Source organism: Octadecabacter ascidiaceicola (assembly GCF_900185015.1).
In the GTDB taxonomy this organism is placed as follows: domain Bacteria; phylum Pseudomonadota; class Alphaproteobacteria; order Rhodobacterales; family Rhodobacteraceae; genus Octadecabacter; species Octadecabacter ascidiaceicola.
This window is the reverse complement of record NZ_FXYD01000001.1, coordinates 135,278-148,882: the sequence shown is the minus strand read 5'-3', so window position 1 is coordinate 148,882 and position 13,605 is coordinate 135,278. Positions and strand designations below refer to the sequence as shown.

13 protein-coding genes are annotated in these 13,605 nt (G+C 56.6%); 6 read left to right on the top strand and 7 right to left on the bottom strand.

Features of this window, described 5'->3' with window-relative positions:
- Positions 1-37 precede the first annotated feature (37 nt).
- Positions 38-535 carry a single-stranded DNA-binding protein gene (gene ssb / locus OCA8868_RS00775; protein ID WP_093994659.1) on the top strand — a complete coding sequence of 166 codons (498 nt, stop codon included), beginning with the start codon at positions 38-40 and terminating at the stop codon, positions 533-535.
- Positions 536-594: 59 nt separating this feature from the next.
- On the opposite strand, the gene aroB is transcribed toward ssb, so the two are convergent.
- Both aroB and OCA8868_RS00765 read right to left on the bottom strand, forming a co-directional pair.
- On the bottom strand, positions 595-1,707 hold the full coding sequence (aroB, locus tag OCA8868_RS00770; protein WP_093994658.1) for a 3-dehydroquinate synthase: 1,113 nt from the start codon (positions 1,705-1,707) through the stop codon (positions 595-597).
- Positions 1,700-2,284: a shikimate kinase gene (locus OCA8868_RS00765; protein ID WP_093994657.1), complete on the bottom strand. Its 585-nt coding sequence runs from the start codon at positions 2,282-2,284 to the stop codon at positions 1,700-1,702. The genes aroB and OCA8868_RS00765 overlap by 8 nt, the downstream gene beginning before the upstream one ends.
- 201 nt (positions 2,285-2,485) lie before the next feature.
- Here OCA8868_RS00765 and OCA8868_RS16570 point away from each other — a divergent pair, with 201 nt between their 5' ends.
- The 4 genes from OCA8868_RS16570 to OCA8868_RS00745 all read left to right on the top strand — a co-directional run bounded on the left by OCA8868_RS16570 (position 2,486) and on the right by OCA8868_RS00745 (position 6,485).
- Entirely contained in the window at positions 2,486-2,638 is a 153-nt protein-coding gene (locus tag OCA8868_RS16570; RefSeq protein WP_093995457.1) for a hypothetical protein, read from the top strand.
- Positions 2,638-4,203: a hypothetical protein gene (locus tag OCA8868_RS00755; RefSeq protein WP_093994656.1), complete on the top strand. Its 1,566-nt coding sequence runs from the start codon at positions 2,638-2,640 to the stop codon at positions 4,201-4,203. Before OCA8868_RS16570 ends, OCA8868_RS00755 begins: the two co-directional genes overlap by 1 nt.
- On the top strand, positions 4,200-5,129 hold the full coding sequence (locus OCA8868_RS00750) for a site-specific tyrosine recombinase XerD (RefSeq protein ID WP_093994655.1): 930 nt from the start codon (positions 4,200-4,202) through the stop codon (positions 5,127-5,129). Before OCA8868_RS00755 ends, OCA8868_RS00750 begins: the two co-directional genes overlap by 4 nt.
- Before the next feature lie 63 nt (positions 5,130-5,192).
- The gene (locus tag OCA8868_RS00745) at positions 5,193-6,485 is read left to right on the top strand and encodes an HlyC/CorC family transporter (protein ID WP_093994654.1); all 1,293 of its coding nucleotides are present in this window, start codon (positions 5,193-5,195) and stop codon (positions 6,483-6,485) included.
- A gap of 40 nt (positions 6,486-6,525) precedes the next feature.
- Here OCA8868_RS00745 and OCA8868_RS00740 read toward each other — a convergent pair whose 3' ends face one another.
- Positions 6,526-8,064: a helicase HerA-like domain-containing protein gene (locus tag OCA8868_RS00740; RefSeq protein WP_093994653.1), complete on the bottom strand. Its 1,539-nt coding sequence runs from the start codon at positions 8,062-8,064 to the stop codon at positions 6,526-6,528.
- A gap of 504 nt (positions 8,065-8,568) precedes the next feature.
- On the opposite strand from OCA8868_RS00740, the gene OCA8868_RS00735 reads away from it, so the two are divergent.
- Positions 8,569-9,255 (top strand): invasion associated locus B family protein, encoded by a 687-nt coding sequence (locus tag OCA8868_RS00735; protein WP_093994652.1) that lies wholly within the window; start codon positions 8,569-8,571, stop codon positions 9,253-9,255.
- A 74-nt stretch (positions 9,256-9,329) separates the two neighbouring features.
- On the opposite strand, the gene OCA8868_RS00730 is transcribed toward OCA8868_RS00735, so the two are convergent.
- The 4 genes from OCA8868_RS00730 to OCA8868_RS00715 form a co-directional block, all read right to left on the bottom strand.
- Positions 9,330-10,538, bottom strand: coding sequence for a beta-ketoacyl-[acyl-carrier-protein] synthase family protein (locus OCA8868_RS00730; protein ID WP_093994651.1), 1,209 nt, complete (start codon positions 10,536-10,538; stop codon positions 9,330-9,332).
- Positions 10,535-10,792, bottom strand: a complete 258-nt coding sequence (locus OCA8868_RS00725; protein ID WP_093994650.1) for an acyl carrier protein — start codon at positions 10,790-10,792, stop codon at positions 10,535-10,537. Before OCA8868_RS00725 ends, OCA8868_RS00730 begins: the two co-directional genes overlap by 4 nt.
- A 66-nt stretch (positions 10,793-10,858) precedes the next feature.
- The gene (locus tag OCA8868_RS00720) at positions 10,859-11,902 is read right to left on the bottom strand and encodes a UDP-3-O-(3-hydroxymyristoyl)glucosamine N-acyltransferase (RefSeq protein ID WP_093994649.1); all 1,044 of its coding nucleotides are present in this window, start codon (positions 11,900-11,902) and stop codon (positions 10,859-10,861) included.
- Positions 11,903-11,927: 25 nt separating this feature from the next.
- The gene (locus OCA8868_RS00715; protein ID WP_093994648.1) at positions 11,928-13,535 is read right to left on the bottom strand and encodes a L,D-transpeptidase family protein; all 1,608 of its coding nucleotides are present in this window, start codon (positions 13,533-13,535) and stop codon (positions 11,928-11,930) included.
- Positions 13,536-13,605: the final 70 nt, after the last annotated feature.

Below are 13,605 nucleotides of genomic sequence, written 5' to 3'. Positions count from 1 at the left end.
TAGTTTTAGATTCGAAAATACCACGGGGAGTCCAGAAATGGCCGGTTCACTTAACAAAGTCATGCTTATCGGTAATCTGGGCCGCGATCCAGAAGTGCGGAGCTTCCAGAACGGCGGCAAAGTGTGCAACCTGCGCATTGCGACGTCCGAGACTTGGAAGGACAAAAACACTGGTGAACGCCGCGAAAAGACAGAATGGCATTCTGTTGCGATCTTCCAAGAAGGTCTGGTTCGTATCGCCGAGCAATACCTAAAAAAAGGGTCCACGGTTTACATCGAGGGCAAATTGCAAACACGTAAATGGCAGGACCAGTCTGGTCAGGACCGTTATTCCACCGAAGTTGTGCTGCAAGGTTTTGACGGCGTGATGACCATGCTGGGTGGTCGCGGTGACGGCGGCAATGGTGGCGGCGGTGGCGGTTACGGCGGTGGCGACCAAGGTGGTGGCTATGGCGGTGGTGGTGACCAAGGCGGTGGCTTTGGTGGCGGTGACCAAGGCGGCGGCGGCGACATGGACGACGAAATCCCGTTCTAAGCCCGGCCAACAATCAGAATACAGAAACCCGCGTGGTACATGCCATCGCGGGTTTTCTTTTAGCGGGCTGCCAGACCGTCATTCAGCACGGACAGCACCACATCTGCGGGCACATCGCCCGTTACGAACGCATCGCCAATGGCGCGCGCGAGGATGAATCGCAGCTGACCGTCGACAACCTTTTTGTCCTGTCCCATTAGCGCAAGCAGGCCATCGGCATCGGGCAAATCGCCTTCAATATCTGCCAGATCTGTCTTCATGCCCATGGCTTTCAGGTGTTCGCGCACGCGGCTTGGGCTTTCTTGGCTACACAGGCCCATGCGCGCGGATACTTCGAACGCCATCGCGCAACCAATCGCTACGCCTTCGCCGTGTAGCAGGCGATCGCTGTATCCGGTGGCGGCTTCAAGTGCGTGACAGAAGGTGTGTCCAAGGTTCAAAAGCGCACGGTCCCCCTGCTCTGTCTCGTCGCGTTCTACGATGCGGGCTTTCATTTCGACGGATCGTTTTACGGCTTTCACACGCGCATCCATATCACCAGCGGCCAGCGCCGGACCCTGCGCCTCTAACCAGTCAAAGAAATCCGCATCACCCAACAGCCCGTATTTCACGACCTCGCCGTAACCGGACAGAAAATCGCGCGGCGTTAACGTGCCAAGCAATTCTGTATCCGCAAGCACCAGCGTTGGCTGGTGAAACGCGCCAATTAGGTTTTTACCAGCAGGCGAATTGATCCCCGTTTTGCCGCCAACAGAGCTGTCGACCTGCGCCAACAGTGATGTCGGGATCTGCACAAACCGAACGCCACGGCGCAAAATAGCAGCAGCAAACCCGACCAAATCGCCAATCACACCGCCGCCAAAGGCCACAACGATGTCGCCGCGCTCAACCTTTTGGGCGAGCAACCATTCGACGGTTTGCTCAAGAAACGGCCAGCTTTTGGTGCTTTCTCCAGCGGGCAAGACCAACGCCTCTGACGCGATGCCGGATGCCTCAAGGCCAGCCTGAAGTGACATCAAATGTAGGGCAGCCACGTTTTCCTCGGATACGATAACCACGCGTGGGCGGCGCAAGAACGGCGCGATGCGTGCGCCAGCGTCGGCCATCAGCCCCGGCCCGATCACCACATCATATTCGCGACCAGGCAGGTTAACGTGGACGGTCTCAATCATTCTTGTTCTCCAGAACGTCGGGGCGCACGGCCAATACCTGCAGCACCTCATCCGTCATCTCATAAATGGAAAATTCCGGTTTTGCCTCGGCGCGCATATCGGCCAAGGCGTAAATGGGCGCGCGTTGCTCAAAAATTTCGCTCAGCGTTTTCTTCGGGTCCGGCGTGCGCAGCAAAGGCCGAGTGTCTTTGTGGCGCACGCGTTCCCATAGCAACTCAAGGTCTGCATCCAGCCAAACAGCGACGCCATGCTCGGATATCGCCGCGCGATTGCGCTGCGCGAGGTATGCACCGCCCCCCGTCGACAACACACAGGGTTCAGACTGCAACAACCGCGCAATTACTTCTGCTTCACGGTCACGAAAAAACGGCTCACCGGAGCGTTCGAAAATCTCAGCGATCGTTGCGTTTGCGGCGGCTTCGATCTCAGCATCAGAATCGACATAAGGCACGTTCAATCGATAGGCCAGCTCTCGTCCGATCGCCGTTTTTCCCGATCCCATCATGCCAACAAGCACAACCGTGCGGCGCAAAATTTGCTCCGATCTTGGTGATTGTTTGCTTTCTTGGTCGTTCATTGCCCCAATCGTCCCCTTTTAAACAACAATTTGCCGATCAATATCGGCTGTGCGCCGCCGGTTTGAAAAAATTAACGAAGCGGTGGCGTGATCTTGCTGAAAAGGACATATATAACCTTAGGCAAAGCAGCAACTGAGGCTGCGCATTTGGTTCGCGAATTCGAACCATCGAGTGGACATGAAACAGGCGGAGCAAAACCCATGTGGCGATTGATCAAATTCTTGTTCTTTCTGGTCGTTCTTGCGGCAGTTGCCTTCATTGCATTTGCCTATCTGGGGCCGATTTTCATGCCCGCAGATTTTGCAGCGCCCGTTGAAGAAGTTGTTCTGCCTGTAACACTAGGTGGCAGTTAATGGTTTCGCGTTCGGCAATCTTGTGTGTGTTCATGTCTTGCGCGACCCCCCTTTGGGCCCAAACCGACGACAATGCACCATTGTCAGCCATTGATTGGCTGTCTGAAAGCGTCGAGCAACCCGAAGTCCTCGCCGCAGCACCCGTTCTTGGAACACAGGCGACCCGTACACCGGACGCAAACGAAGCGCCTGTTGCCAATTCAGCCGCGACCCCAAGTGTATCGGTGCAAACATTGGGCGGACCAGCACCGCGTGCGCTGGGACTGTTGCCGCCTAGCGCAACCGGACTGCCAGCTGATCTGTGGGGGCAAAGCGACGCCACGACATTGATTGCATTACTTCAGGCCGAACAGATCGACACCCTTCCCGCGATACAGGAATTGCTGAAAACCCTGACATTAGCGGAAGCCAATCCGCCAATGGAAGCCGCTACGCCCGGCGCGTTCTTTCTGGCGCGCGTGGATAAGCTACTAGATTTCGGCGCGCTGGAACCTGCCCAAGCGATGCTTGAAAGCGCGAGTGCTGACAAGCCAGAACTGTTCCGCCGTTGGTTTGATGTTTCGCTTCTGACTGGCACAGAAGATGGCGCATGTCGCGCCTTGCATGATCAACCCGATATCGCACCAACACCGTCTGCGCGGATATTCTGTTTGGCGCGCTCAGGCGATTGGTCTGCTGCCGCGTTGACGTTGAACACAGGTTTGGCGCTAGGCGATATTGATGCACCAACTGGCGCCCTGCTGGCGCGGTTCCTTGATCCGGACCTTTATGAGGGCGAACCGGAGCTTGACCAACCGGATCGCACGACACCGCTGACCTTCCGCATGTTTGAAGCAATCGGTTCGTCCCTTACCACCGTCGGATTGCCACGCGCATTTGCACATGCGGATTTGCGGGCGAATGTTGGCTGGAAGGGTCAGCTTGAGGCGGCAGAACGCCTCGCCCGTGCAGGCGCGATTTCTGACAACGCGTTGATTGGGCTTTATACCGCACGTGTCCCTGCTGCGTCTGGTGGCGTTTGGGAACGCGCGAAAGCGGTTTCGCGCGTCAGAGCAGCCCTTGTTGATGGGAACGGCGATGACATGCTTTTCGCACTCAATAACCTTTGGGACGAAGCGCAAGCAGTTGGCGTGGCAGTACCTCTCGCGCGGCATTTCGCCCCTGACCTAATGGCATCCACAGTAGCGGACCAGCGCGCCGATGCGATATTGTTTAAGCTTTTGCTTTTGTCGGATCAGTATGAACAAGCAGCATTGATTGACGCATTTGCCCAAACTGACCCTTTCCTTGCCGCCGTAGCGAAGGGTGATCCATCGCAGGCCCATGCTGGCCGTGGGCAGTACCCACTGATCCGCGATGCATTTGCCGCAGAACCGGACGCGACCCTTGTTGAGATGGCTGCAAACGGGCGCACTGGCGAAGCGATCTTGCGCAGTATCGCAACATTGCAGCAAGGCATCGACGGTGACCAGCTCGCCTTTAAGGAAGGGTTCGCAACCCTTCGCGCCCTTGGGTTGGAAGACGTCGCGCGCCGCACCGCACTACAGTACCTGCTGCTAGAATGAGCGCATCGAGCCGCCCCAATGCCTATTGGATACAAGCGTTTCTAGAAGCACAGGCCGCGGAACTAGACGCAGCGACCAACACCCAGTTGGCCTACGCGCGCGATCTTGCGGACTTTTCCGACTGGTTGAACGGCATGCATTTTGCACAGGTTACCCAAGACCACGTAGAGAAATACTTAATCTGGTGTGACGGCCAAGGCCTTGCAAAATCCACGCGGGCACGCCGTCTGTCCGCCGCCAAACAGCTGTTCCGTTTTGCGTTTGAAGAAGGCTGGCGCGAGGACAATCCCGCGATCCAAATCTCTGGCCCCGGGCGCGACAAGCGCCTTCCCAAAACCTTAAGCCACGAAGAAGTCGATGCACTGCTGCAGGCCGCCCGCAGCGCCAAGAAAGACCCATTGCGCACGACCTGTTTAATGGAACTCTTGTACGCCACGGGCATGCGCGTGACCGAATTGGTGTCGCTGCCAGTGTCCGCCGCGCGGGGTGATCCCCGTATGTTGCTGGTGCGCGGTAAAGGCGACAAGGAACGCATGGTGCCGCTGTCACCCCCTGCCCGCGCCGCCACAACCGTCTGGTTGAAAACCCGCGACGAGGCCGAAGACGCCGCATTCAAAGACGGCACACCGCGCAGCAAATTCCTGTTTCCGTCCCGTGGCAAACTCGGCCATCTCACGCGGCAAAGCTTCTTTAACCTCATCAAAGACCTTGCCGTTGCTGGTGGTGTTTCCCCAGCAAAGGTCACGCCTCACACGTTGCGCCACGCCTTTGCGACCCATCTATTGGCGGGCGGTGCGGACCTGCGGTCTATCCAGACGTTGCTGGGCCATGCGGACGTAGCGACCACTGAAATCTACACCCATGTGCTGGATGAACGCCTAAAAGAACTGGTGCTGGATCACCACCCGCTGGCGAAAGACGACTGACACCCACTTGAAAACGCCCACAAGCCCCTACATACAAAGGGCAAATGACAAAAGTGACCCCCCATGCTTGATGCTGCTTTTTGGACCACCGCCGGTGCGATCCTGTTTCTTCTTGTGCTTTCCGGCTTCTTTTCCGGTTCTGAGACCGCACTGACGGCCGCCTCGCGTGGCAAGCTGCGTAGCAATGCCGACAAAGGGAACAAGGGCGCTGAAAAAGCGTTTGAGGTGACTGAGGACCGTGAAAAGCTGATTGGCTCGGTTCTGTTGGGCAATAACCTTGTGAATATCCTCGCGACCTCGCTTGCGACGACGATGTTTCTGCGCGCCTTTGGCGAAAACGGTGTGGTAATTGCGACGACCGTGATGACCGTACTGGTTCTGATCTTCGCGGAAGTCCTACCCAAGACCTACGCCATTACAAACCCAGAACGTGCGGCAAGCATTTCTGCACGGCCGATCGCGATTGTGGTGACGGTTTTTTCGCCCTTCGTGAAAGCAGTTCGTTGGCTGGTGCGCGGTGTGTTGGGCGTCTTTGGAGTTCAAACCGACCCTGACAGCAACATCCTTGCCGTCCGTGAAGAAATCGCTGGAGCGCTACAGTTGGGCCATTCCGAAGGTGTTGTGGAAAAAGAAGACCGCGACCGGATTTTGGGCGCGCTTGATCTGGCTGAACGTACGGTGGAAGAAATTATGCTTCACCGCAAAGAGATTGAGATGATCGACGTGGCCCTGCCCGTCCCCGAAATCCTGCGCCTCTGTCTGGAAAGCAACCACACGCGCCTGCCGCTTTACCGTGACGACCCTGAAAACATTATCGGCACACTGCACGCCAAGGACCTGCTGCGCGCGTTGCATAAGATGCTAGGCGACGGCCGGATCGAGCCGCAGGAAATGGCTGATTTTGATATTATGGCCGTGGCTATGACGCCCTACTTTGTTCCTGAAACCACAACGCTGGACGACCAGATGCGCCAGTTCTTGGCGCGTCGCGCACATTTCGCGCTTGTGGTGGATGAATACGGCACGCTTCAGGGCCTCATCACGCTTGAAGATATTCTCGAAGAGATCGTCGGAGAAATCACCGACGAATTCGATACAGACGAAGAAAACGAAGTCACCCAAGCCGAAGATGGCAGCTATATCGTGGACGGTACAATGACGATCCGCGACGTGAACCGTGCAACCGATTGGACATTACCAGACGATGAAGCCAACACAGTTGCAGGTCTGGTCATCCACGAAGCGCAGATGATCCCCGTTGTGGGCCAAGTCTTCAGCTTCCACGGTTTCAGGTTTGAAGTCATGGGCAAAGACGAGAACCGGATATCGGAGCTCAAGATCTCGCCACTGAACTAGGTTCTTAGGACGACGGTTAGGCCGCCGCCCTCAGCCCAATTCATCTGCCTTTGAACAGCCCGCCCAAGATGCCGCGCACGATGCGCCGACCTGTTGTGCCCTTTAGTTCCTTGGCGACGACGGTTGCAATCGCACCACCCCAGCTTTCGGACTTGGATGATCGACGGCTGGTCGAACGTTCACCGTCGTTTCCAGTGTAACGGCGTCCTTGCTTGTGCTCGCGCTCCTCTGCCTCGAGCTTTTCTTCGGCGGCCTCTGCCTTTTCAGCTTCTTCAGCAGCGGCGTCAGCACGCTTCGCCAGCATTTCAGCGGCGGAATTGCGATCTAGGCGTTCGTCGTATTTCCCCGACATCGGTGATGCAGCCATAACATCGGCGCGCTCGGCCTTGGTGATCGGGCCAAGTTGTGATGACGGCGGGCGGATCAAGGTGCGCTCAACGATTCCTGGAACCCCCTTGTCGATCAGCATAGACGTCACCGCCTCACCTGTGCCGACTTCGCGGATAGCCTCGGCGGTGTCGAAAGCAGGGTTCGGGCGGTAGGTGTCCGCCGCTTGCTTCAATTCCTTCTGGTCGTTGGCTGTAAACGCCCGCAAAGCGTGCTGCACGCGGTTGCCAAGCTGGCCGAGGATGTCCTCGGGCACGTCAGCTGGGTTCTGCGTGATAAAGTATACACCCACCCCTTTGGACCGGATCAAACGCGCGACTTGTTCGACCTTGTCAACCAACGCCTTGGGCGCGTCATCAAACAGCAGGTGCGCTTCGTCAAAGAAGAACACGAGCTTGGGTTTGTCAGGGTTGCCAACCTCCGGAAGTTCCTCAAACAGCTCGGACAGCAGCCACAACAGGAAGGTCGCATATAGCTTTGGCGATGCCATCAGCTTATCTGACGCAAGGATGTTGATGCGCCCGCGCCCATCATCCTCGGTCGCCATGATGTCACGCAGATCAAGGGCAGGTTCGCCAAACAGCCCTGCACCACCTTGGTTTTCAAGCACTAACAACTGACGCTGGATCGCACCAACAGAAGACGTCGCCACGTTACCGTAGCGCAAAGACAATTCCTTGGCGTTCTGCCCGACCCAAACCAGAAGCGCCTGTAGGTCTTCCAAATCAAGCAGCGGCAGGCCTTCTTCGTCGGACACACGGAAGGCAACGTTCAGCACGCCTTCTTGCGCTTCGGTCAGCCCCATGAGGGTGGACAACAACAGCGGGCCCATTTCTGCGACTGTGGTGCGGATCGGGTGTCCCTGCTCGCCCAAGAGATCCCAGAAGGTCACAGGGAACTTGTCATATTGCAGATCAAGTCCAATGGTTTCGGCGCGTTTCATGAAGGGTTCATGCAGTTTGAAGTCCGCACTGCCGGATTTTGCCAATCCAGACAGATCGCCCTTAACGTCAGACAGGAACACCGGAACGCCAACCGCAGAGAACCCTTCCGCGAGAATTTGCAGCGTGACGGTCTTACCCGTGCCCGTTGCACCCGCGATCAGACCGTGGCGGTTTGCATACTTCAACAGCAGGTTTTGCGCCTCACGATAGTCATTGCCGCCACCACCTAAGAAAATTCCGTCACTCATTGCCTGTTCCCTATTTCCAATGGCCTCGATTCAAACTGGCCGCATAAACGTTTGCGCCAAAATACATCCTTAACCTTTATGGGCCAGTATATTCGTAACAGCACAGTTCATGTCCTCCTACGGTGCTGTTGACTTCCTCCTTGTTAGACTTGCCGCGCACTCAGTTTTTACTGGGGCGCGGCCTTTTTGCCGGAAACGCCCAAATATTTTCAAATCAAACAAAAAAGAGAATTTTAACTTACAGAACAATAGCCTGTTGACGGGTGGCCTTTGGTTACGTAACGTCTGCGCAATAAATCGGCCAAGTCCGATAGGGAGAAGACGGGAAAGGGCCTTTTGGGGGCCCTTTTTCTATTTTGGGTCCGCTTTTTCACCCATTTATCTGCCCAACGATTTTGGCCGTCGGCTGTATCGGCAAAGCCCTGCCGAAACCCGTTTTTGCCCTGACACGCCCAGCGTCCCATGCTAAGCCTCGCGCAACGACAGACCATATTGGACGAACCTATGACCTTTTTCACTTCTAGCATTTCTAAAACACTTACCGTGGCGGCACTGGCCTGCACACTTGGCGCACCATCGTTCGCACAAGAAACAACCGAAGAAGCCCCTGCTGAGACAGCACCTGCGGAAGCAGCAACCGAAGCGCCTTCGTCAACGACAGAAGAGCAGCCTGAAAGCGTTTTCAACATGGGCGAGGAAGTCGACGAAAATGGTGACCCCACCGCTTCTGAGCCACAGGAACCTCAGCCGGGCCAACAATACCTCGCCGAAGTCCACGGTGATTGGGCGTTACGTTGCCTGAAAGTTGAAGAAGGCAAAGACCCGTGCCAGATGTACCAGCTTTTGAACGATGCTGATGGTAACTCTGTTGCTGAAATCGCCATCGTCGTTTTGCCAAACGGAGGCCAAGCCGCCGCAGGCGCGACGATTGTTGCACCACTTGAGACACTGCTGACGGAGCAATTGACGATGCGAGTTGACGGAGGCCAAGCACGCCGTTTCCCATTCAATTTCTGTAATGTTGGCGGCTGCGTCACCCGTCTTGGCCTAACAGAACAGGACGTTGCATTGTTCCGCCGCGGTGCTGCGGCGACTTTGCGTATGGTTCCGGCTGCCGCACCAGATCAGGAAGTGACCGTTACCATGTCATTGGCTGGCTTCACTGCAGCCTACAACGCAGCTTCGGAGTAAACAGTTTCGCTACTGAGTATTTAAGAGCCAAAGAAATAAAGCGCCGCGCCTGTCTTAGGTGCGGCGCTTTTCGTTTAGCCAGACTTTAGCGCGATGACGGCGTTTAGGCCGCCAAAGGCAAAAGCGTTAGAGAGCACAGCGCTGACCTTCGCCTCACGCGCCTCGTTTGGAACAACGTCGAGCGCGCATTCAGGGTCCGCTTCTTCATAGCCGATTGTCGGTGCGATGATGCCGTCACGCACTGCCATAATACAGGCCAAAAGCTCAACCGCGCCGGTACCGCCAATCAGGTGGCCGTGCATTGACTTGGTGCTGGACATCATCAGCTTGTCGGCATGGGCACCAAAAACATCTGCAACGGCCGCGCATTCGGTTTTGTCATTGGCGGCCGTACCGGTTCCATGGGCGTTGATATAGCCTACGTCTTCGCGGTTCAGTTTTGCGTCTTTCAACGCGCCCGCGATGGCGCGCGCGGCGCCCTGTTTGGACGGTGTGACAATATCGGAGGCATCCGATGACATCGCGAAGCCCGCAACTTCGGCAAGGATCGTGGCGCCACGTTTGACCGCATGATCATACTCTTCAAAGACGAATACCCCCGCGCCCTCGCCCTGTACCATGCCGTTGCGCGTCGCAGAAAACGGGCGGCAGGCGTCTTTCGACATCACACGCAGGCCTTCCCATGCTTTGACCCCGCCAAAGCACAGCATGGATTCAGACCCGCCAGTGACCATTACATCTGCCATGCCAGAGCGGATCATCATAAAGGCTTGGCCCATGGCGTGATTGCTAGACGCGCAGGCGGTGGCCACCGTAAAGGACGGGCCGCGCAGGTTGTATTGCATGGACACGTGGCTGGCGGCGGCGTTGTTCATCAACTTGGGCACAATGAACGGATGCACGCGATTTTTGCCTTCTTCATAGACAGCGCGGTAGTTTTCGTCCTGCGTGTTCAACCCGCCGCCGGACGTGCCAAGAACCACGCCGGAGCGATCTGCGAGTTCACCCGAAAACGAAATCCCAGCCTCATCAATCGCCTGTTTCGCCGCCAATAACGTAAATTGGGTGAACCGGTCATAAAGGCTGATTTGTTGGCGGTTGAAATGCGTCTGTTCGTCGTAGTCACGCACCTGCCCGCCGATTTTTACGGCCAGACGGTCGACATCACGAATATCAAGCGAGCCGATACCACAGCGTCCTTCGCGCATGGCCGCCAGCGTGGTTGGCACATCATTGCCCAAAGGGTTGATGGTGCCGGATCCGGTGATGACAACGCGCCTCACGCTTGGCCCTTCACCAATGCATCCACGGCTTTGATGATCGAACCGACTGTGGAGATATCAAAATCCCCCTCGGTTGGGTCATTGGCATTAAACGGGACGGAAATATCAAAGGCCTCTTCAATCGCAAAAATGCTCTCAACCAAGCCAAGGCTGTCAATACCGAGGTCCTCTAGCGTTGACGCCTCGGTCACGTCGCTTGGCTCAAGCAAGGCTTGCTGGGCAATTATTTCAATAACTTGCGGTGCGATGCTCATGTGAAAATATCCGTCGTGTCCTCATCCTGTCTTTGATTTAAAGCGAAGGGCGCGGATATGGAACCTTTATTGCTGTGTCAGGCGTTTCAGGGCCTTTTGCCCTGCGCGGTGTTCATGGGTTGGCTGTGCGGGATGGCCAGAGACAAATACGCCGTCCGCGACATTGCCCAGAACGATTGCACCGCCCCCAACCACAACGTCACGCCCGATTGTCAGATTGTCCGCAACGCCGGATTTACCACCAAGAATTACGCGATCCCCAAGAACGGCAGAACCCGCCACCGCGGCTTGCGCACACAGCAGGCAATCTGCGCCTAGAACCACGTTGTGCCCGACCTGAACGAGGTTATCGATCTTGCAGCCATCCGAAACACGGGTCGCGCGTATGGTGCCTGCATCAATGGTGGAGTTGGCGCCAACCTCGACGTTGTCCCCGATCACAACGCCACCCAGTGAATGAATGCGGTGCCATGTACCATCCATTGGATCGAGCGGTTCGCCACGTGCGCGTACAGCACGTTCTACGTTTGATGGGGTTTCGGTCGTGAATGAAAACCCATCCCCGCCAATCGCCGCGCCCATCTGTACAATGCATCTATGCCCGATAACTACATTGGGCCCGATCCGGACACCGGAATGCAGCACAGCATCCGCGCCGATCTCGACGTCGCGGCTGATACTAACATGGGAACCGATCCGCGCGTTGGCACCGATGTGAACCTCTGCTGCAATCACAACAAACGGGCCGATAATAGCGCCCGCGCCAATCTTGGCAGATGGATCAATCACGGCGCTAGGGTGGATACCCGCCTGCCCTCCAAAGGCCAAATCACGATCCATCTGTTGGGTTAGCCCCGCCATCGCCAAGCGCCCCCGTGGTGCCACGATTGCCCCATCAAGCCCAAGCTCGGTCAGGTTCGCCCCCGGCCAAACCACGGCGGCGCGGGCTCCTGACGCTTTTAGGTGCGCGGCAAATTTCGGGGCCACTGCGAGTGCAAGGTCCCCTTCGCGGGCCTCTAGCGGTTCCGCCAAACGGTCTACCGAAATAGATGCGTCGCCAAGGGTTTCGGCCCCAAGCGACGCAGCAAGTTCTTTCAAAGTCTGTGGCATTTACGTCCCCTATTCGGGACCAGATTTACCCGCCAATCGCGCGGACAGCCACCCCTTCGTTTGCCAATGCATTCCAGATGCGGCTGTCACGGTTATAGACATCGCCGCGGAAGTTCAGTTGGCCTGTCGTGTGGGTGAACGCTGTGCGGTAAACCAGATGCACCGGAACCGGATTATCAAGGTTCACGCGTGCTTCACGGCCTGTGCGCAGCTGCGACTGGAAATACCCTTCAGGATCTGCTTCTTGAACGGCCAACAATGCATAGGCGAAGTCAAACGGGTCATTCAGGCGAATGCAACCATGTGAAAACGCACGTACTTCGCGGCCAAACAAGGACTTCGCCGGCGTGTCATGCAGGTAGATGTTGTACTGGTTCGGGAAGATGAACTTCACCAGACCCAACGCATTACCACGGCTCGGAGGCTGGCGCATGGAGTACGGGAATGTGCTGGCGTTGAACTGGCTGAAGTTCACATTGCTGCGGTTGATCGCGCGACCACGGCTGTCTGTAATTTCAATGTGGCTCACCGCGTTGCGGTTACGTTGCAGCGCTGGCAGGTATTCGTTCACGATGATGGAACGTGGCACATACCAGCTTGGGTTGATGACCATGTATTCCATAACATCTGAGAATTCAGGGCTTTGGCGGTCGCTAGCAGTGGCTCCAATAACGGAACGCGTTTGGTATGTTACGCGGTCATTATCCATGATTGCCGCTGTAAAATCGACAAGGTTCACCCAAACATGGCGCTCACCGCGTGGGCGGTTCATCCAACGTTCACGCTCCATTGCAACGATAACTTGCTGCAAACGGGACGCGACGGGTACGTTCAGCTCACGCAGCGTCCCTGCTCCGGCTTCGCCGTCTGCTGTCAGGCCGTGGGCCTGTTGGAACCGCTGAACTGCTGCCTGAATAGTTGCGTCATATGTCTGCGTGGCTGAGCGTTCCATGTAGCCCATCGCGACCAGACGATCGCGCAACGCAACAACGCCTGCGCCAGATGCACCCGGTGCAAGGCCGCCACCAGTTACAGTCGCGCCCCAGCCACCGTTCGCCAACAGGCGCTCAAGGTTCAGCTTTTCACGCAAAAGACGCGCGTACTCTGGGGAGCTTGGCGGCAATGATGCGAGGTAGGATGCGGGTGAGGACTCAACGAACCCTTGAATGTAGCCAAGGCGCGACCGCAGCGGAACTTCGCGGCGAATTTCGGAAACCACACGACTTGGCGTCAGGATACCGGTTTGAATGTCGCGGGCGTATGACAAGAACAAACGCGACATCTCGACTTCCATCGCGCCTTTCTCTGCTGGGGTGTTGGCGGCCTGTAGGCGCGCCATCAAGGCGTTCGGGTCATATTGCACAGCAGGAAGACCGTGGTCCCCTGCGCTGGCAAAAGCGGCCAAAAGTGCATTGCGGCGGGCACGGTCCCGTCCCGTCGCCCCTGTCCAGATGCCTTCAAACTCGCGGCCGCGATAAAATTCGGCCAAAACTTCATCTTGCGATGCGCCTTCAGCGACCGCCTGGCGGAATGCTGTGGTCTGCGCGCTAGCGTCATGCGCTGGCACAGCAAAGGCGATTACAAACGCCAAAAGCGCAAACTTGCGCAATAACAATTGGTTAAACGTCGTCATTTGGTCCCCCCAGGAACATACAGGCCCACTTTTAAAGCGGGTAGGTTATTAGCTTTGATCCGTGAATCAG

Excerpts from the sequence above, each read along its gene's own strand:
- ssb (WP_093994659.1), top strand. The coding sequence starts at position 38 with ATGGCCGGTTCACTTAACAAAGTCATGCTTATCGGTAATCTGGGCCGC.
- OCA8868_RS00740 (WP_093994653.1), bottom strand. The coding sequence starts at position 8,064 with ATGAGTGACGGAATTTTCTTAGGTGGTGGCGGCAATGACTATCGTGAG.
- OCA8868_RS00735 (WP_093994652.1), top strand. The coding sequence starts at position 8,569 with ATGACCTTTTTCACTTCTAGCATTTCTAAAACACTTACCGTGGCGGCA.
- OCA8868_RS00715 (WP_093994648.1), bottom strand. The coding sequence starts at position 13,535 with ATGACGACGTTTAACCAATTGTTATTGCGCAAGTTTGCGCTTTTGGCG.
- OCA8868_RS00750 (WP_093994655.1), top strand. The coding sequence starts at position 4,200 with ATGAGCGCATCGAGCCGCCCCAATGCCTATTGGATACAAGCGTTTCTA.
- OCA8868_RS16570 (WP_093995457.1), top strand. The coding sequence starts at position 2,486 with ATGTGGCGATTGATCAAATTCTTGTTCTTTCTGGTCGTTCTTGCGGCA.
- aroB (WP_093994658.1), bottom strand. The coding sequence starts at position 1,707 with ATGATTGAGACCGTCCACGTTAACCTGCCTGGTCGCGAATATGATGTG.
- OCA8868_RS00755 (WP_093994656.1), top strand. The coding sequence starts at position 2,638 with ATGGTTTCGCGTTCGGCAATCTTGTGTGTGTTCATGTCTTGCGCGACC.
- OCA8868_RS00725 (WP_093994650.1), bottom strand. The coding sequence starts at position 10,792 with ATGAGCATCGCACCGCAAGTTATTGAAATAATTGCCCAGCAAGCCTTG.
- OCA8868_RS00765 (WP_093994657.1), bottom strand. The coding sequence starts at position 2,284 with ATGAACGACCAAGAAAGCAAACAATCACCAAGATCGGAGCAAATTTTG.
- OCA8868_RS00745 (WP_093994654.1), top strand. The coding sequence starts at position 5,193 with ATGCTTGATGCTGCTTTTTGGACCACCGCCGGTGCGATCCTGTTTCTT.
- OCA8868_RS00720 (WP_093994649.1), bottom strand. The coding sequence starts at position 11,902 with ATGCCACAGACTTTGAAAGAACTTGCTGCGTCGCTTGGGGCCGAAACC.